This window comes from Paenibacillus sp. MY03, assembly GCF_002165585.1.
GTDB classification, from domain to species: domain Bacteria; phylum Bacillota; class Bacilli; order Paenibacillales; family Paenibacillaceae; genus Pristimantibacillus; species Pristimantibacillus agaridevorans.
The window spans coordinates 20,235-38,342 of the sequence record NZ_MXQD01000030.1 but is presented as its reverse complement, the minus strand read 5'-3'; the positions used below and the strand labels follow the sequence as shown (position 1 = coordinate 38,342).

Sequence of the window (18,108 nt, the reverse complement as noted above, 5' to 3'; positions counted from 1 at the left end):
AAATCATGAAGAAGAAATACGTTCTTGTTGGGGCGGGCTCCAGAGCATTGTATATGTTCGCCAAGCCGATGGTAACGGAGCTAAGTGAATATGTGGATCTTCTGGGCGTTTACGACACGAATGGCGTGCGGGCCCAATTGCTCAGCGAGGAGTGCGGACATATTCCGGTGTATGCGGATTTCCACGGCATGCTGGAGGAGACCAAGCCGGATGTGGTCGTTGTAGCAAGCACGGATTATTCGCATCATGTGTATATCATCGATTCGTTAATGGCTGGATGCGATGTCGTCTCCGAGAAACCGATGACTATCGATGAAGAGAAGAGCCGGGCGATACTGGATGCAGAGCGGGTCAGCGGCAAGAAGCTGACCGTCACGTTTAATCTCCGTTTTGCGCCGTATTTCGCCAAGGTAAAGGAATTGCTTATGGAGGATACGATCGGCGAAGTGTACCATATCCAGCTGGAATGGTTTCTCGATCGGGATCATGGCGCAGACTATTTCCGAAGATGGCATGCCGAGCTTGCGAACAGCGGAGGCCTGCTCGTGCACAAGTCTACCCATCACTTCGATATCGTGAATTGGTGGATGGCCAGCAGACCAAAGCAATTGCAAGCATTCGGCGCCAGAAGAGTGTACGGAAATCATGGCCGGCCGCATGGCGAGCGCTGCATGACATGCGAGTTCAAGGATACTTGCGAGTTCTACAAGGACATTACGAAAGATCCGTTTATGATGGAACATTATGTCGGCGCGGAGCATAAGGACGGGTACTGGCGAGACCGCTGTCTATTCGATGAGCGCGTAGATATTTACGATACGATGGGCGTTAATCTGGAATATGAGAACGGAGCAATTCTGAACTACTCGCTCGTCGCTTATGCGCCATATGAAGGCTGGAGAGCGACGATCAATGGCAGCAAAGGCCGTTTGGAACTGGGCAATATATACCGCAGCGCGGATATGAGCGAGGTAGAGCTGAGCCAGATCAAACATTACAAGGCGGACGGAACGTCGGAAGTAATCGAGGTATCCTCTCAGATCGGCGGTCATGGCGGCGGAGACGTCAAGCTCAGAAAGGCGATCTTTGCAGGAGGCGTAGACGATCCGCTCGGTCAGATGGCGGACAGCTTGGCGGGAGCCGACTCCTGTCTGATCGGGGCAACGGCAAATCGCTCGATTGCAGAAAGCAGACAGCTTCCGGTGCCGGATCTGCGTGCATTGCGCGGCTAAGGCAAAGATAGGATACCCGCGGGATGGGAGGAATCGCCTGAGATGACGATGACAACTCGTGTGCAAGAGCTTGAACGTTATATATGTACATTATACGAGACAAAGGATCAGCTTAAGCAGCATATATTCGCGCGAGCCGATAGAGCGTTCCGGGCGGGAGACGAGGCACGGGATCGCGTCAGGGATCTGGCGAGCCTGGCGGATCGGCAGCAGGCGATGAAGCAGGCGATGGTCGAGGCGGTCGGCGGTTTGCCCGCCAGTGACACGCCGCTGAATGCGACCGTCACGGACCGCGTAGCAGGGGAAGGGTATACCGTCGAAAACATCGTATTCGAAGCGCGGCCTCAGCATTATGTGACGGGCAATTTATACTTGCCCGGGCACGGGCGGCAGGGAGAGCCCGGTGCCGCCGTCTTGTTCTTAAGCGGTCATGAGCCGGATGCAAAGCACAGTCCATATTATCACGAGGTGTGCTTGCGTATGGTGCAAGCCGGGTTGATCGTGTTCGCGATCGATCCGATCGGCCAAGGGGAGCGGCTTGGCATGCTGACGGCCGCCGACGGCAGTACGGTATGGGGAACGGCGGAGCATCAACGGCTTGGCGTACAGTGTTATGCCCTTGGCCAAAGTATTGCTAGATTGTTTATTCATGATGCAATGAGGGCGATTGACTATTTGGAGACTCGGCCGGAGGTTGACCCCTCGCGAATCGGCGTTACCGGCAATTCCGGCGGCGGAACGCAGACCGCCATGATGATGGTATGCGATGACCGGGTGGCCGCCGCTGCCCCGGCGACTTTTATCATGAATAGACAACAATATATGCATGCCGGCGGGGTGCAGGACGCCGAACAGATATGGCCGGGGTTAAGCGGCTTGGGTTTCGATCATGAAGATTTGCTGCTCGCCTTCGCTCCGAAGCCGCTGCTCGTCTGCGCCGTGCAATACGACTTCTTTCCGATCGAAGCGACCCGCCGCACCGTTCAGCGCAGCCGGAAGTTCTGGGAGCTGCACGGCTGCGGGGAACTGCTCAGGCTGGAGGAAGACCGCTCGACGCATCGATATACGGATCCCCTTGCGATCGCGGCTGCCGACTTCTTCGCGCAGCATTTGGCGAAGCGGACTGACACCGAGAGGCGCGCCTACCGGGAACAGGCCGCGCTTGGACGGCTTGCTCCGCTTGAGCCTTGGCAGCTGCAATGCATCGCCAGCAGGCAGGTGCAGCTCGAATACGCGGACGCTTGCACGGCGGCGGATGCGTTCAAGACAAGCGCGGCGCAGTTGGCGGCTGGCCGCTCCGGCCACGAGGCCGGCGCTTCGTGGCTCGCTCAGCGGGTATTCGCAAGCCGCGAACGTTGCGAGCTGAACGCCCGTTTCGTGCAGTTGGACTCTTGCGACGGGCTTGATGTCCATTATGCGATGTGGTGGTCACAGCACGATATCATGAACAGCGGTTATTGGTTCCGCGCGACAGAATTCGGCTCGAATGACGCTGCCCAGAAGCTTCCGAAACAACCGGAGTCCGTTACGATTGCACTCTGGCCGCACGGAACGACGAACCTGGCGGCGCATTGGTCATGGATTCAATCGACATGCGCTTCGGGTAGCGCGGTGCTCGTGCTCAACGTATCGGGCGTAGGGCCTCACGAGCCGCATCCCTTGTACGGCAAGCCGTCGCATCGTTTCTTCGGCATCCATCACAAGCTTGCAGATGAGTTGATATGGCTTGGCGACAGCCTCGCCGCCATGCGAACGTACGATGTGATTCGCGGCATCGACTTCGTTGCTTCCCTGTATGGGGAAGCCGACGCGAAGCCGGAGATATCGCTGTACGCGGCTGGGTTATTCCGCATTTATGCGGAGGCGGCCGCTGCCGTCGATCGGCGGGTCAAGACGGTAGAGGCTCAGTCGTCGCCGGTTCGTATGCAAGATTGGCTTGCCAGCGGCATAGAAAACGACGAGGACGTCATGAGTGTGATTATTCCCGGACTCTTACATTATTATGACTTTCCTGTATAAGCAGGAGAAGAAGGAAAGGATGTGTTGCACATGATCCAGCCTATTACGATTACGTTGATCGGAGCGGGTCTCAGAGGCATGATCTATAGCAAATATGCTAGCAAGCGCCCTGAGGAGATGAAGATCGTCGCCGTCGCGGAGCCGGATGAGTTCAAGCGCAACCGGGCCAGAGACATGTTCCAAATTCCGGAGGAACGATGCTTCAAGAGCTGGGATGAACTGTTTGCAGCAGGCAAGCAGTCCGATGCCGCTTTTATCTGTACCCGCGATAAGGAACATTATGTGCCTGCCAAGAAGGCGCTCGAGGAAGGCTACCATGTCATGCTGGAGAAGCCGATGTCTCCGAGCTGGCAGGAATGCATCGAGCTGGAGCAATTGGCGGAGAAGCACGGTCGCGTGCTGACGATTTGCCATGTGCTGCGCTACGCCCCTTTCTTCCAAACGATCAAGCAATTGCTAGATGAAGGACGCATCGGGCGACTGATGTCGATCCAGCACAATGAGAACGTCGGTTACTGGCATCAGGCGCACAGCTACGTGCGCGGCTACTTCAACAACGTGGAACAGTCGAGTCCGATGATATTGGCGAAGTCATGCCATGATTTGGATTTGATTCAATGGTTTGCGGGAGGGGCATGCACGAGTGTATCGTCGTACGGCCACTTGTCTTACTTTAATAAACAAAACGCGCCGGAAGGCGCTCCTAAATATTGCATCGACGGCTGTCCGGTTGCGGATACATGCGTTTATTATGCGCCGGATACGTACATGATCGAGAACGGCGGCTGGAAAGCGGAAGCGGCGAGCCGCGATCAGAGCTACGAAGCTCGTTACAAGGCAATGAAGGAAGGGCCGTTCGGCCGATGCGTGTATCAAAGCGATAACGATGTCGTCGATCATCAGGTTGTGGCGATGGATTTCGATAATGAGGTGACGGCCGTCTTTACGATGAGCGCCTTCACGGAGAAGTGCAACCGAACGCTCAAGTTAATGGGCACGATAGGCGAAATCAGGGCGACAATGGAAACGAATGAGATCGAAATCCGCATCTTCGGAAGCGGTCGATCGGATGTCATCAAGCTTGGCGACGCGGAAGGGCATGTCGGACATGGAGGCGGCGATCAGCGTCTCGTCCAGGATTTTGCCCGGACGGTTCGCCACTATGGCAAGAGCGGCTATTACGGCATAACCTCGGCAAAGGCTTCGGTGCAAAGCCATCTGATGGCATTTGCAGCAGAGCGCTCCCGCCTGGAAAAGAGAATGGTGCAGCTAGAGGAATTCACATTGGAGAGGGATGGAATCCATGCAAATTAATATATTCGAGAATGCGGATCAAAGCGGTTATCAAGCGGCGTTGGAAAGCCGCGATATTATAAATAAAGCGATAGCTGAGCGAGGGAGCGCGCGAATTGTATTATCGACCGGCGCATCGCAGTTCGAGTTTCTAGAGCACTTTATAACGATGGATATTGAGTGGGACAAAGTAGAGATGTTCCACTTGGACGAATATATCGCCTTGCCGGAATCGCATCCGGCGAGCTTTCGCAAATATTTGAAAGAGCGCTTCCTGCAGCATGTGAACATCGGTCAAGCTTGGCTCGTAGACGGGGAGGGGGACGTAAGTAAAGTCCTTGCGCAGTTAGGCGAACAAATCACGAAGGCGCCAGTCGATCTGGCTCTCATCGGCATTGGCGAAAATGCGCATGTCGCGTTCAACGATCCGCCTGCCGATTTCGATCAAGCGCAGCCGTTCAAGGTTGTGAATTTGACGGACACCTGCAAGGCGCAGCAAGTTGGCGAAGGCTGGTTCGCCAGCTTGGACGATGTGCCGAAGCAGGCGATTACGATGTCGGTGAAGCAAATTATGGCCTGCCGCCATATTATATCCGTTGTTCCGCGCGCGGCGAAGGCGACAGCCATCCGCAACACATTCAGCAACGATGTGGACGTAAACATTCCCGCAACGATACTGAAGACGCATGATCATTGGAGCTTGTACCTGGACAAACTTTCCGCATCGCAAGTGTATGCATGGAGTTAATCCATCACGGGATGAAACTACATGAAGAAAAGCGGGGGGTGATGGAATGATGAAGCGGCAAGGCAAGTTGACGACTACGGGAGAGGCGGTTCAGATCGACATTGCCGAAGGCGTAATTGCGGACATTCGGCCCCTTCTCCTTGATGGGGATCAGGCGCAGAGCTCGAAATTGCCATGGATCTCCGCCGGTTGGATCGACCTGCAGGTAAACGGCTTCGGCGGTTATGATCTGAACGCCGAGCGGACGACGCTGCAGGACATCGAGGGCGTCACGAGAGCGCTGCACGCGCGCGGGACGGCCCTCTACTTGCCAACCGTGATTACGGGAAGCTTCGATCGAATGAGGCAGGCGTTGTCCGCCATTGCAGAATATGTCCGGAGCGGGCAATACGCCGGCGATTCGATCATGGGCATTCATATGGAGGGGCCCTATCTGTCCAGCGAGGATGGCAGCAGGGGCGCGCATCCTAGAGCGTACACGCGCGACCCGGATTGGGAGGAGTTCCTGCGCCTGCAGGATGCGGCGGAAGGACGAATTCGTATGGTTACTCTTGCTCCGGAACGTGAAGGCGCTATGGCATTTATTGAAAAGCTGGCTAAGCAAGGAATCGTAGTAGCGATCGGCCATACGATGGCCAGCGAGGAGCAGCTGAAGCAGGCGGTGCTTGCCGGCGCGACGTTGTCGACCCATCTTGGCAACGGTTCGCAGCCTATGCTGCCCCGGCACCCGAATTACATCTGGCATCAATTGGCAGAGGACCGATTATGGGCGACGTTTATTCCCGACGGTCAACACCTTGCTCCGCCTGTGCTAAAGGCGATGATCAGAGCGAAGCGGGAGAAATCGATTCTCGTCAGCGACTGCACGCAATTCGGCGGTATGCCTCCTGGCCGGTACGACAGTCTTATTGGCGGACAGGTCGAGCTGACGGAGGCCGGCCGGCTGCACACGGCGGCGAATCCGGACATCTTGGCGGGATCGGCCGCAGCGCTTGATCTCGGTATTGCCAATGCCGTCCGTTACACGGATATGACGTTGGCCGAAGCGGTGGAGGCCGCTTCGCTCCGGCCTTCGCTTGTGATGAACGACAGGAGGCTGGGGAGAATCGAGAAGGGGGCTCCCGCCCATCTGACCCTGTTCGATCATGACGACAAAGCCGGCCGTATTGCGATCCGGGAGACGGTCGTGGCCGGGCAAACGGTGTATCAATCGGATAACGAATAAAACCATTGGATCGATGACGTATATACGTTATCGATCTTTTTTAAATCGGTATGAAATCAATTATCCAAAAAATCGCAAAATTCTGTTCAAAAGTAGCTGCAAAAGCGGCAAATTTCCTGGATGTGGACAAGATGTGCACATACTGTGCACACGCTGTGGATAAATTGCCGTTATAATGTGGATAAACAATCATGTTTTGTGTGCAATCTGTGTATAACTTTATAATGCTTTAAAATGCGTCCAAGAGACTGGAATGGATGACAAAGTAAACCACATATCGATCAGGCGGGCACGATATGGTATACTAAAGAATAATCTAAAGGAAATTAAACCGAGGTGACGAACGTGTTTGACCGTTTACAAGCACTGGCCGACCGATATGAGAAGCTGAGCGAGCTGCTGTGCGATCCGGATGTATCCAGCGATCCCAAGCGGCTGAGGGAGCTGTCAAAAGAACAGTCGGATTTACAAGAAGCGTATGAAACTTATACGGAATATAAGCAGGTCTCGGAACAATTGGAGGATGCCAAGCAGATGCTGGGCGAAAAGCTCGATGACGAGATGCGCGAGATGGTTAAAATGGAGATCGATGAATTGACTCCGCGCAAAGAAGAGCTGGAGGAGAAAATGCGTATCGTCCTGCTGCCAAAGGATCCGAACGATGACAAAAACGTTATCGTCGAGATTCGCGGCGCGGCCGGCGGCGACGAAGCTGCGTTGTTCGCGTATGATCTTTATCGTATGTACACGAAGTATGCGGATACCCAGGGCTGGCGTACGGAACTGATGGATTTCAGCGAAAACGATCTGGGCGGATTCAAAGAGGTTATCTTCATGATCAATGGCAAAGGCGCGTACAGCAAGATGAAGTACGAAAGCGGCGCGCATCGTGTTCAGCGCATCCCGGTAACGGAATCCGGCGGACGCATCCATACATCGACGTCGACGGTTGCGGTTATGCCGGAAGTAGAGGATGTCGAGATCGAGATCCTCGACAAGGACATTCGAATCGACACCTTCTGCTCCAGCGGCGCCGGCGGGCAGTCCGTCAACACGACGAAGTCGGCTGTGCGAGTGCTTCACGTGCCGACAGGCATTATGGCGACATGTCAGGACGGCAAGTCCCAGAACGACAACAAGGCGAAGGCGCTGCAAGTTTTGCGCGCGCGGATTTATGATATTAAGCGCCAAGAGGAAGAAGCAAAGTATGCCGGCGAGCGCAAGAGCAAGGTCGGCACGGGCGACCGGAGCGAACGGATTCGCACGTACAACTTCCCGCAAAGCCGCGTAACGGACCACCGCATCAACTTGACGCTTCACAAGCTGGATTCCGTCATGAACGGCGACATGAGCGAAATTATTTCGTCGCTGACGATCGCGGAGCAAGCCGAGCTGTTGGAGCGCGAGACGATGGGCATCTAATCGCCCAAGACAATACGAGGCAACGACAAGCCGGATGAACGCCGCCAGAAGCAAGTAGCTGTCGCGGCGGTTCATCCTTTTTTGTGCTGGTAGTCTGCGCGCTAACGGACCTGAGAAACGCTGGAATTGTGCAAAGTTGAAATTGCGGGCAAGTGTCCGTCAAGAAATGAACGGAAGCAACTGTAACGGAAATCAAAGGCGTTATTTCGGCAAAAAGCGGCATTTCGCAAATCTAATGGAACTAACAGCCCTTATAATGGTTAAAAGTCTGCGGTTTGCCTGGATTTCTCGCCAATAACGTCGCAGGGTTCCGTTAGATTTTAAAATCATGCCAAAAGATCCATATAAGGGCTCCCATTTCCTTAACAGGTTGGCGATGATTGATTGCAGCAGCTTCATTTCCAGTTTTGCGTACAATGAATCGACGGCCTCCTGAGAGACGTTATTGGGACAAAATTCTCGGGTATGGAACAAGTGCGGAATGCGGCGGTACGAGATAATGGAAGGGGAGTGGCGGCAATGGGGCAAGAGACGAAGGCGGACGAACGGTGGTATGAGCTGCCGATGACGCTCAGGCAAGCTTGCGTGAAGGCGGGATCTTGGCTTAAAGCGAACGGAGTCGAGGATGGGCGCAGCCATGCGGAGCGACTGCTCCTGCATGTACTGGAGATGGACCGCGCGGCGCTACTGCTCGCCTGGAACGAACTCCTGCCCCCGGACAAGGGGGAGGAGTGGCAGGCGCTGGTATGCCGCCGCGCGACGGGCGAGCCGCTCCAGTACGTGATCGGCGAAGAGTGGTTCTACAGCCGGCCGTTCGCGGTGACGCCGGCCGTGCTGATTCCGCGCCCCGAGACGGAGCTGCTCGTCGAGGGCGTGCTGGCGGCCGCCGAGCGGCTGTGGCCGGCGGAGCTGGCCGGCGGGCTGCCCGAGTCTGCGGGCAGCGGGGGAGCGCAGGAGCTGCCCGAGTCTGCGGGCGGCGGCAGGGCGCTGGGACTGCCCGAGCCTGCGGGCAGCGGCAGGGCGCTGGGACTGCCCGAGCCTGTGGGCAGCCCAGAAGCTGACGAGTTGCCGGGTCCCACCGGCAACTCCGGGGCGCGCGCTGCGGCGCCGACGGTCGTCGACGTCGGCACCGGCAGCGGAGCCATCGCCGTGACGCTGGCTGCGCAGCGGCACGACTGGCGCGTGAGCGCGTCCGACCTGTCGCCGGACGCGCTGGAGGTCGCCCGCGCTAACGCGGCCCGCCATGGAGCGGCGGACCGCGTTACGTTCGTGCAGGGCGACCTGCTGGCTCCCTTTATCGCGTCGGGGAGCCGCATCGACGTGCTCGTGTCCAATCCGCCGTATATTCCGGCGGCGGATATGGACGGGCTGCAGCGCGAGGTGCGGGATTATGAGCCGCATCTCGCGCTGGTCGGCGGTACGGACGGGCTGGATCCGTACCGCCGCATGCTGGAGCAGCTGGCGCTGCTCCCGGCGATGCCTCGTATCGTCGCGTTCGAGCTCGGCATCCATCAGCCGCGCATTGTAGCGGAACTCATGCGAACGATGGGCGCATGGGACGAAGTTTCCATCATCACCGATTACAACGACATCGAGCGCCATATCGTGGCTGTAAACACGGGCGGATAAGGCAATCACCTGTGTCGCAGAGACGCGACCTCAGAGCGGCTATGGTAGTCATGATGTGAGGTCACTCGATTGGCTCGGCCATACGCATCTCTTTGAACACTATCCCATCCTCTCAGTGAACAAGTGACCTCGACCTGGGAGTGCTTGCACGAAAATATAAATGATATCATCCGCCTGCGAACGTTTTTCCTTCCGCTTAGAAAGTGGAAGCAGGTGCGAACGAACGCATGAGAGTTCCCATAACAATAGCAGAAGCGTCCCGCCAAACCAGCCCATTTGGAGTTGTTGGCAGGGGCTTTTTTTCTCTGTGCTTATCCCCATTTCTCGGAAAGAAAAATAACTGCGCCGCCAAAGATCGATGGCAGGCTGGTTCATCTTCTTGGACTTGAAGTCCTCCACTGAACACTTGTTTGAAAAAAATGCATCCTCTGAACGGCCCTGCGAACACTATCCCATCTACTCAGGAGATTCCCCCTAACAAAGCTCGTACATAGCTAAAAGCGATCCTTCCACTTTCCCCTCTGAACGTTATCCCGCCAACTCAGGAAATCCCCCAACAAAGCTCGTACATAGTTCGGAGCGATCATCCCACGTTCCCTCTGAACGTTATCCCACCAACTCAGGAAATCTCCTCAAACATTGTACGTACCAGGCTCGAACTCCCCTCTGAACGTTATCCCATCTCCTCAGGAATAGTCTTGGTAACTAACGTGTGATCAAAATCGGGAAATAAGGCAAGGTACTAATTCATTCTGAGAAGTGGGGATAGTGAAAAAAGCATCCACAAAACGTGTGAAGCGGCAGAAGCCACTAATGCTCTGATTGCAAATTTTCTCGTCCTGAACAGAGGGGATATCCATCAAAAGTGGATCGTTTTTTGGTTAATTCTGGATTCAACCTCCTGAGTAGTGGGGATATTGATCCAAACATGTTAAGCGGCGCGAGATTGTCGGCGGAACGTAACGGGGCTATATGGCGGATTATCCTCTATATTTGGAGGAGTAGGCAAGCTGAACCATACCATAGATGAGGGCAAGTATTTTTATAGGAGTGTTTGCCCTTTCAACTTGGTACAACGAATGAGATTATATTCAAAAAGTACAAGGTAGGGGAATGAAATGCTTATAAATAAACCGGCAATTATATTGATTACTGGGATTATGGCTAGTGGCAAATCGACAGTCGCACAATTACTTGCCCAACGATTTGATAAATCTGTTCACCTTAGGGGAGATATTTATCGGAAAATGATCGTGAATAACCGAAAGGAAGTGTCCCCTAAGGGCAATGACGACGAACTTGAGCAACTGCGGCTTCGGTATCAGCTCGCTGCCAACGCTGCTGACACCTATTATAAGGAAGGATTTACTGTCGTTGTACAGGACGTTGTTGTTGGCCGCATGATGAACGATTTTGTTTCGTTTATTCAAAATCGCCCCTTCTATGTGGTGGTACTCTGTCCCAATACTGAGGTTGTGGCGGAGAGGGAGGCCATTCGCATTAAAAAAGGTTATGGAATATGGACAGTTTCCGATCTAGACAAAGTATTGCGACAGGAAACTCCCCGAATCGGCATGTGGTTAGATTCATCGGATTTAACCCCCGAAGAAACGGTAACAGAAATATTGAAACGAGCAGGGCATGAGGCGCTCATTACCCCCTAAAATAACTTGCCGTTACAGACAGCGCGGTGAATCGTGCTACAAGCAACGGCAAGTTTTTTTCGGGAAATCCCGTTGCGGGCTTAGAAAGGCGCTTTTCCGGGCGTGGGTTTGGGATTGCTCGCTCTTGGCGGGTAAGACAAAGCGAACAACCTTCTGCGAGCGTTTTGGGGTTAGAGAATGATTCTGTAGGGAGACTTTTTGATGGTTTTATGATAAAGGATTTTTGTGGAAAAAATTGAATAAGGATAACAGGATCTCGACAGCGTGGTTAATCATGAATCATATGGAAAAGGAGAGGGTACTTTGCAGGAAACAATAGCGATTGATTTGGTAGAAGTGGCGCCTTTCAAGGCATTGGCAGTAAGAACGGGAATGACACCCGACAAGAGCGGGACGCGGGTGGCGTGGAGCAAGCTTACGGCGCAGATCCCGCTTGACGATGTTCGACTAGCGGATGGGCCGTCAGCATATGTGTTCATTCCACAGGACCAATGGAGCAAGAACGTCGATACGCTTTGGGTCGGACTCGCGGTTCGCGAGTTTGGGGATGTACCGGATGGCATCGAGACTTTGGAGGTAAGCGGAGGGCTTTGTGTGAGCGCCCATGTCTACGGCGATGAGGCCCATATGTGGCGAGTATATGATGCGATATTTGCATGGCTCGAGCAGTCACCTGATTATGAAATGGATCGGCGTGAAGGTGTACTCGGGATGGAGACCGTTCCGTTTGAACCGTTGAACGCTCTCACAATCCCTTATTCTGAAATCGAAACATTTAACTTTACAATGTTGTACCCGATTCGCAAGAAGTCGTCATAGAGTTCTTCCTGTATCGCCTGCCTCGTCCCATAACCAAAGCGAAGTGTCCCATCCAATAACCCGTAAGGGGTTGTTCGATGGGACACTTCAGGTTTATATGGCGAATAATGCCTCGCTTTTCGTCGCCCCGAATATCGGGGATATCGAGCAAATATCTTGATCGAACAGCAATCAAAGTGCCGCTCACTGCGCTTTCCGGTTACGCCGGAGCCATCATGCCTGTCGTAATGGCGATGCGGTTCCAGGCGTTGATCGTAACGATCGCCATAAGCAACTCGCTTAGCTGCTTTTGGTCGAAGTGTTCCGCAGCCTCCGCGTAGACGTCGTCCGGTACATGGTTGCCGGCTACGAGGGTGACGGCTTCCGTCAGCGCCAGCGCCGCGCGTTCGGCAGGCGTGAAGTAAGGCGTCTCGCGCCATGCGTTTAGCGTATAGATCCGAATTTCCGTTTCGCCGTTGCGGCGGGCGTCGGTTGCGTGCATATGGAGACAGAAGGCGCAGCCGTTGATTTGCGAAGCGCGAATTTTGACGAGTTCCTTCAACGTTTTATCCAGACTGGAGCCGGCCAAAAACTTTTCAAGGCCGGTCATCGCTGCATAAGCCGCCGGGTTAACCTCGTTTAATACCATTCTTTGTTCCATGCCAATCACTCCTTAGATGGTGTGGCCGACCTGCTTGCATCGGCTTCTGCTATCTAAGACAAGGCAGCATTCCCGTTTGTGACAAAAGACAGCTTATCCGGGTTCAAAATCATAAAAATCTTCGAAATCCTGCTCTCCCCGTCCCATCCGAAAACCATGACTTTGACCGGAATCCCCTCCCGAATAAGAACGACGCCCGGCTGTCCGCTGACATCCACAGGCAACAGTTTCCCCTCGAGCGCTTGCTTGCGGGCAATGCCCAGAAAGAAGGAGGCGACGCGTTCGGCGCCCTCGATAGGATTGATGGCCGCCCGGACTTTGCCCCCGCCGTCGGACACCAGCATGGCGTCATGCGCAAGCATGTTTACAAGCGCGGACGAATTGCCCGTTTCGGCCGCCTGGATAAACGCTTTGGCGAACGCCCAGGCCTGCTCCTCACGAACGTTCAGGTCTCCCTGCGCGGATTGTTCGTCGCTGTCGGCCTTTGCCCCCTGGAGCTTTTCTTTTGCCCGGCTGAAAATTTTGCGGCAGTTGGCCGCGGACTTCTGCACGATGCTTGCGATCTCGTCGTAATCGAAGTCCAGCGTCTCGCGCAGCAGGAAGACGGCGCGCTCGACTGCGGACAGCCGCTCCAGCATGACGAGCATGACATAGGTAATGCTCTCCTGCCGCTCGATATAGTCGGCGGGATTGCCGCCGCTGACGGAATCCCTTTGTCCCAGCAGGGCAGGAGCGCCTGAACCGCCGGCAAATCGTACAGCGGGCTCAGGGAGCCATTGCCCGACATACAACTCGCGGCGCTTGCGCGCCGATTGTTTGAGGTTCAGGCACCGATTGGTCACCATCTTGACCAAATAAGCCTTCTCGTGTTCGATTTCGCTGCGGCTTGTCGAGAGCGAGTAATCGGCAAGCGCATCCTGCACGATGTCCTCCGCCTCGCCGAGCGATCCCAGCATCCGGTACGCCAGCGTTATCAGCAATGGACGGTACGAAAGGGCTGTCGTCGTATCCAACATCCTATTCTCAACTCCTAGCATCAAGTCTATCATTTTTTCGGAATAATAGGTTTATAGAGGGGCAAGTCGGGACATAATGACGGATAGAGACGTTCCGGAACGCAAGCAGACGCACCGGCGGGTGCGCGAGAGGAGCTTGTGTGATGTCCCACTATTATTCTTCATCTTTCCATTATTCCGCTAAACCTTATCGTTTTCCATACCGCAAATCGTACGGATTCATTCTTATGGCAATTATTGTGCTCATTATGAGCTGGGAATCTCAAAAAATGGACGCTACTCTCGCTACCGGCGACATTCCGACGGAAGCCATCCGTCTTCGTATATTAGCCAATTCCGACAGTGCCGCCGATCAGATGGTCAAGCGCATCGTGCGCGATGAGATCGTCAAAGCGATGAACGGCTGGGCAACAGGCCCGCAAAATATCGAAGAAGCGCGCCGCACGATCCAGTCGAAGCTTCCCGAGCTGGAAACGATCGTAGCAAGCGTGCTTAAGAGCAGAGGCTTCGAATACGATTCTTCGGCCGAGCTCGGACTGGTCGAGTTCCCTACGAAGATGTACGGCAACAAAGTATATCCTGCCGGACAATACGAAGCGCTGCTCGTTACGATCGGCGAAGGGAAAGGTCAAAACTGGTGGTGCGTGCTGTTCCCGCCTCTCTGCTTCGTGGATGCGGCAACAGGCGAAGCTTCCGCGGCAGCTGAGGTTGAAACGGCCGTTGCAGCTGAGGCGAACGCGGAAGCCGCGACGAACGTAAATGCGGCGTCGGCCACAGATGCCGGTGATGCCGGGTCCGATACTCCGGAAGCGCCGAAAGCAAAGTTTTTCTTGTGGGAAATGATACAGAAGTTCATCGATTGGATCAAGTCCTTGTTCTAGGGAAGAACAGCCAATCAAAGTCCACCAATCCAAATATTATTCCCCATGCCGCGCTTTGAATTTTACTATAATGGAAGTGTGGGGAGGGAATGTGGATGAAGATATTGATCGTGGACGATGAACCGAGACATCGCAGAGGGATGAAAAATATGATTCTAACGCTGCGCCCCGCAGACCTCGTCCTGGACGCGAAGGACGGAGCGGCGGCGCTGGCGCTTATTAAGGAAGAGCGGCCTGACGTGGTGCTGACCGACATCCGCATGCCCAATATGGACGGACTGGAATTTCTCGGGATGCTGGAGCGGGAAAATATGAAGCCCAAGGTTGTTATGGTATCTGCTTATGATCGGTTCGAATACGCGCAAACCGCGATGCGGCATGGCGCTTATGATTATTTGGTAAAGCCGGTGGACGAGGACAAGGTAAAGAGCCTCTTGCAGCGGGTGGAAGCAGCCTTGAGAGCGGAGACGATTCGCGATTCGGAGTCCGAGACGCTTAAGCTTAAGCTTCAGGAAGCCGCTTCCGCTTACAGGAAGCGGCTGCTGCTGTCCTGGATGAACGGCATTCTAAGCGAAGCGGAACGGGAAGAGCTGGCGGGGCTGGGTTGGCTGCGAGGGCCTGGCGCTATTATTCTCACCCAGTTCCATCCGGCGACTGGCGAAAGCGGCGAATCCGGGACCGGTGCGCTCATCGCCGAGATGGAGAGGGTGTGCGGGCGCTATGGCGCGGCATGCACCTTGCCGCTGGACGTGTCTCAGGGTGGCGCCTGCGAGCTGCTGACATTGTTGCCGTGGCTATCCCCGGCGTTTGCCGAAGGAGAACAAGGTGTGGGTCCGGCAGACGAAGCGGAGCTGCTCCGAGACTTAAAGTCGCTAAACGAAGCTTGGCATCGCCGCGGACGGTTGTGCCATACTGTTGGCAGAGCTCGGAATTCGATGTGGGAAGAGGGGCAGCGGGCATTTCGTCATGCTCGCTCTGCAAGCGCTTACCACTTCTACGAAAGAGAAGGCGGCGTGCTTGTGGGAGGGGAGCCGTTGGCATCCCGGGATTCGGGCGCCGCGATCGACAGCGAAGCGTTGTACGAGGCGCTTCAGCGCAGTGATCCGGAAGCGGCTATCGAGATGAATGCGAAGGCTTTCGAGCAGCTGGCCGACGGATGGCGGCTGCCGCCGTCGTCGCTTAAGGAGCATGCCGCGCTGCTGCTGATGAAGATCAAGAGCCGCAACCGCGAGCATGTGGACCGCGAGGTCGGGGGAGAGCTGGCCCAAGCCGCGGTGACGGGCGTGCCGGCATGCCGCACCTACCTGGAGCTGACGGCGCTGATGGAGGAGAAGCTGCGCGAGGTGCACGCCGCGCTGCATGCGGGCAAGGACGGGCGCGACAAGGAGCTGGCGGAGGAATGCCTCAAGTGGATCGCGGAGCATAGGAAGGAGCCGGTCACGCTGGAGTCGGCGGCCGAGCGGTTCTACTTCAATCCGTCGTACTTCAGCACCTGGATCAAAAATAATACCGGCCGGACGTTCACGGAGCATCTGCTGGAGGCTCGGATGAACAGCGCGGCCAAGCTGCTGGCCGACAGCCGGCTCAAGATCTACGAAGTCGCCAAGGAATGCGGCTATTCGGACACCAAATATTTCTGCCGCGTGTTCAAAAAGCAATTCGGGCTGTCGCCCGAACGCCATCGACAGATGTCCCAGCGGCAAAGGAGAGACGAGACACCATGAGAACGACGTTTCGCACCCGTCTTCTGGTCAGCTACGTGCTTCTGATCGTAGTGCCGCTTGTGACGGCGGGCATCATCTTCTACAACAAAAGCTTGGAGGTCGTCGTCGGCCAGGCCCAGCAGAACGTCCAGAGCATCGTCGTCAAGAACAACGAAATCATCGATACGAAGCTCGGCATCGTGGATCGGAACAGCCAGGCCTTGTTCGTGGACAGGCAGTTGTTCGAGCTCTTTAACACGCTGGACACAAGCGACGAGGCGAAGCTGATTGCCGCCGACAGGATAGTCGGCAGCGCGCTCCGCTCCTACTTCGCCCAGATCGAAGACGTCTACGCGTATCAGCTGTGGACGTCTTATTTCACATACGGGCAGACGCTGCCTCAGGGCAAGCCGCAAGACTCGGATATCTACCACGAGGCGCAAGAGGCCGGCGGCAAGATGGTCTGGTACCCGACTTACGACTTCGCGGACATGTTCGGCCAAGCTTATCTGGATGACAGCCGGCTGGACTTTCAATACTTGTATTCGGCCACGAGGGTGGTCGATTTCTCTTATCTCAGCAATTCCTCGCTGGAGCGGCTGGGACCGGACGTAGAACGGCCTGTGCTTGCGGTGAGCTTTAAGGCAGACTCGCTGACCAAGCTGTTCGAGCAGAGCATTCCCGCCAACTCCCGCTATATGATTATCGATCAGAGCAATGTAATCGTTGCGGGAAGCGATACGGAGGCCATCAGCACGAGATACGAGGGGGAGTGGACTCGGGAGCTGCACGAGGAGGGGAGCGGAACGCGGCGGATGACGCTGGACGGCGAAGCCGTTATTATCTGCTTCGACCGCTCCAAGGTGACGGGCTGGCTGTCGATCGTCATTACCCCGGAATCGGTGCTGGCTCAGGAGCTGGTGCCCGTCATCCGTACCTCCACCGTGCTGCTCTCCCTTGTGATGGGCGCTGTCGCGCTGGCGCTCGCTTATTTTATCTCCGGCAAAATTACGAATCCCATCAAACGGCTGCTGGGCGCCATGAGATCGGTCGGAGAGGGCGACTTTCATACGCAGCTGGACGTTCGCTCCAGCGATGAATTTGGCCTCCTTATTCAACGGTTCAACCGGATGAACGACCGCATACGGCTGCTGGTAACGGAGAATTACGAGAGCCGGCTCAAGGAGCAGGAAGCGGAGATTCGGGCTTTGAACATGCAGATGAATCCGCACTTCCTGTACAACACCTTAAACGTGATGAACTGGACCGCCATCGAAAACGGACAGAAGGAGCTCAGCAAGATGCTGGTCTGTCTCTCCCATATGCTGCAGTACACGACGCGCAAGGAATGGAGCTCCGTCCGGCTCGCCGAGGAGCTGGAATGGATGAAGAGCTACTTCTACATCATGTCGGTCCGGTTCGAGGACAAGTTCACGGTTCATTACGATATCGATCCCGAGCTGTACGACTGCAAGCTGCCGCGCCTGCTGTTCCAGCCGTTCGTCGAGAATGCCATCCTGCACGGCTTCGTCCACCTGGAGACGGGCGGCCTTATTCACATACGCGCTCGCAAGGAAGGCGGCGATTGTCTATTCGAGGTGGAGGACAACGGCAAGGGGATGAGACCGGAGGCGGTGCAAGCCATTCTGGAGAAGGAATCGGCGTCCATCGGCATTAATAATACGATTGCGCGAATCCGGCTTGCCTATGGCGAGCGGTACGGAGTCGATATTATCTCAGGGCCCGGAGAAGGGACGCGGATCGTCATTACGCTGCCGCACGAAACCAATTAAAGTCCACCAATACAAAGATATTGG

15 protein-coding genes are annotated in these 18,108 nt (G+C 55.3%); 12 read left to right on the top strand and 3 right to left on the bottom strand.

The window, feature by feature from the left end; translation table 11 throughout:
- Window positions 1-5: 5 nt before the first annotated feature.
- From B1748_RS21165 to prfA, 6 genes are all read left to right on the top strand, one after another.
- The gene (locus B1748_RS21165; RefSeq protein ID WP_087569936.1) at window positions 6-1,232 is read left to right on the top strand and encodes a Gfo/Idh/MocA family protein; all 1,227 of its coding nucleotides are present in this window, start codon (window positions 6-8) and stop codon (window positions 1,230-1,232) included.
- Between the two features lie 42 nt (window positions 1,233-1,274).
- Window positions 1,275-3,251, top strand: coding sequence for an alpha/beta hydrolase family protein (locus tag B1748_RS21160; protein ID WP_256975813.1), 1,977 nt, complete (start codon window positions 1,275-1,277; stop codon window positions 3,249-3,251).
- Window positions 3,252-3,281: 30 nt separating this feature from the next.
- Entirely contained in the window at window positions 3,282-4,565 is a 1,284-nt protein-coding gene (locus tag B1748_RS21155) for a Gfo/Idh/MocA family protein (RefSeq protein ID WP_087569935.1), read from the top strand.
- Window positions 4,555-5,292, top strand: coding sequence for a 6-phosphogluconolactonase (locus B1748_RS21150; RefSeq protein WP_087569934.1), 738 nt, complete (start codon window positions 4,555-4,557; stop codon window positions 5,290-5,292). Before B1748_RS21155 ends, B1748_RS21150 begins: the two co-directional genes overlap by 11 nt.
- A 46-nt stretch (window positions 5,293-5,338) precedes the next feature.
- A complete protein-coding gene (locus tag B1748_RS21145) occupies window positions 5,339-6,517 on the top strand; it encodes an N-acetylglucosamine-6-phosphate deacetylase (RefSeq protein WP_256975812.1) in 1,179 nt (392 codons plus the stop codon).
- A 345-nt stretch (window positions 6,518-6,862) separates the two neighbouring features.
- Complete coding sequence (prfA, locus tag B1748_RS21140) at window positions 6,863-7,939, top strand: peptide chain release factor 1 (RefSeq protein ID WP_087570020.1); 1,077 nt, start codon at window positions 6,863-6,865, stop codon at window positions 7,937-7,939.
- A 201-nt stretch (window positions 7,940-8,140) separates the two neighbouring features.
- Here the strand turns inward: prfA and B1748_RS21135 are convergent, their stop codons facing one another.
- A complete protein-coding gene (locus B1748_RS21135; RefSeq protein ID WP_087569933.1) occupies window positions 8,141-8,356 on the bottom strand; it encodes a hypothetical protein in 216 nt (71 codons plus the stop codon).
- Window positions 8,357-8,458: 102 nt separating this feature from the next.
- On the opposite strand from B1748_RS21135, the gene B1748_RS21130 reads away from it, so the two are divergent.
- The 3 genes from B1748_RS21130 to B1748_RS21115 all read left to right on the top strand — a co-directional run bounded on the left by B1748_RS21130 (window position 8,459) and on the right by B1748_RS21115 (window position 12,051).
- Window positions 8,459-9,568: a N5-glutamine methyltransferase family protein gene (locus B1748_RS21130; protein WP_256975811.1), complete on the top strand. Its 1,110-nt coding sequence runs from the start codon at window positions 8,459-8,461 to the stop codon at window positions 9,566-9,568.
- A gap of 1,118 nt (window positions 9,569-10,686) precedes the next feature.
- Entirely contained in the window at window positions 10,687-11,232 is a 546-nt protein-coding gene (locus tag B1748_RS21120; RefSeq protein ID WP_087569931.1) for an AAA family ATPase, read from the top strand.
- 303 nt (window positions 11,233-11,535) lie between these two features.
- The gene (locus B1748_RS21115) at window positions 11,536-12,051 is read left to right on the top strand and encodes a GyrI-like domain-containing protein (RefSeq protein WP_087569930.1); all 516 of its coding nucleotides are present in this window, start codon (window positions 11,536-11,538) and stop codon (window positions 12,049-12,051) included.
- Window positions 12,052-12,250: 199 nt separating this feature from the next.
- Here B1748_RS21115 and B1748_RS21110 read toward each other — a convergent pair whose 3' ends face one another.
- Both B1748_RS21110 and B1748_RS21105 read right to left on the bottom strand, forming a co-directional pair.
- Window positions 12,251-12,691, bottom strand: coding sequence for a carboxymuconolactone decarboxylase family protein (locus tag B1748_RS21110; RefSeq protein WP_087569929.1), 441 nt, complete (start codon window positions 12,689-12,691; stop codon window positions 12,251-12,253).
- A 53-nt stretch (window positions 12,692-12,744) separates the two neighbouring features.
- A complete protein-coding gene (locus tag B1748_RS21105; protein WP_087569928.1) occupies window positions 12,745-13,707 on the bottom strand; it encodes a sigma-70 family RNA polymerase sigma factor in 963 nt (320 codons plus the stop codon).
- Between the two features lie 227 nt (window positions 13,708-13,934).
- On the opposite strand from B1748_RS21105, the gene spoIIR reads away from it, so the two are divergent.
- The 3 genes from spoIIR to B1748_RS21090 all read left to right on the top strand — a co-directional run bounded on the left by spoIIR (window position 13,935) and on the right by B1748_RS21090 (window position 18,084).
- A complete protein-coding gene (spoIIR, locus tag B1748_RS21100) occupies window positions 13,935-14,588 on the top strand; it encodes a stage II sporulation protein R (protein ID WP_256975810.1) in 654 nt (217 codons plus the stop codon).
- Between the two features lie 95 nt (window positions 14,589-14,683).
- Window positions 14,684-16,312, top strand: a complete 1,629-nt coding sequence (locus tag B1748_RS21095; RefSeq protein WP_179215719.1) for a response regulator transcription factor — start codon at window positions 14,684-14,686, stop codon at window positions 16,310-16,312.
- Window positions 16,309-18,084, top strand: coding sequence for a sensor histidine kinase (locus B1748_RS21090; RefSeq protein WP_087569925.1), 1,776 nt, complete (start codon window positions 16,309-16,311; stop codon window positions 18,082-18,084). The genes B1748_RS21095 and B1748_RS21090 overlap by 4 nt, the downstream gene beginning before the upstream one ends.
- The last annotated feature ends 24 nt before the right edge of the window (window positions 18,085-18,108 follow it).

Coding starts and splice junctions, on each gene's coding strand:
- B1748_RS21165 (WP_087569936.1), top strand. CDS start 6: ATGAAGAAGAAATACGTTCTTGTTGGGGCGGGCTCCAGAGCATTGTAT.
- B1748_RS21160 (WP_256975813.1), top strand. CDS start 1,275: ATGACGATGACAACTCGTGTGCAAGAGCTTGAACGTTATATATGTACA.
- B1748_RS21155 (WP_087569935.1), top strand. CDS start 3,282: ATGATCCAGCCTATTACGATTACGTTGATCGGAGCGGGTCTCAGAGGC.
- B1748_RS21150 (WP_087569934.1), top strand. CDS start 4,555: ATGCAAATTAATATATTCGAGAATGCGGATCAAAGCGGTTATCAAGCG.
- B1748_RS21145 (WP_256975812.1), top strand. CDS start 5,339: ATGATGAAGCGGCAAGGCAAGTTGACGACTACGGGAGAGGCGGTTCAG.
- B1748_RS21130 (WP_256975811.1), top strand. CDS start 8,459: ATGGGGCAAGAGACGAAGGCGGACGAACGGTGGTATGAGCTGCCGATG.
- B1748_RS21120 (WP_087569931.1), top strand. CDS start 10,687: ATGCTTATAAATAAACCGGCAATTATATTGATTACTGGGATTATGGCT.
- B1748_RS21110 (WP_087569929.1), bottom strand. CDS start 12,691: ATGGAACAAAGAATGGTATTAAACGAGGTTAACCCGGCGGCTTATGCA.
- B1748_RS21105 (WP_087569928.1), bottom strand. CDS start 13,707: ATGTTGGATACGACGACAGCCCTTTCGTACCGTCCATTGCTGATAACG.
- spoIIR (WP_256975810.1), top strand. CDS start 13,935: ATGGCAATTATTGTGCTCATTATGAGCTGGGAATCTCAAAAAATGGAC.
- B1748_RS21095 (WP_179215719.1), top strand. CDS start 14,684: ATGAAGATATTGATCGTGGACGATGAACCGAGACATCGCAGAGGGATG.
- B1748_RS21090 (WP_087569925.1), top strand. CDS start 16,309: ATGAGAACGACGTTTCGCACCCGTCTTCTGGTCAGCTACGTGCTTCTG.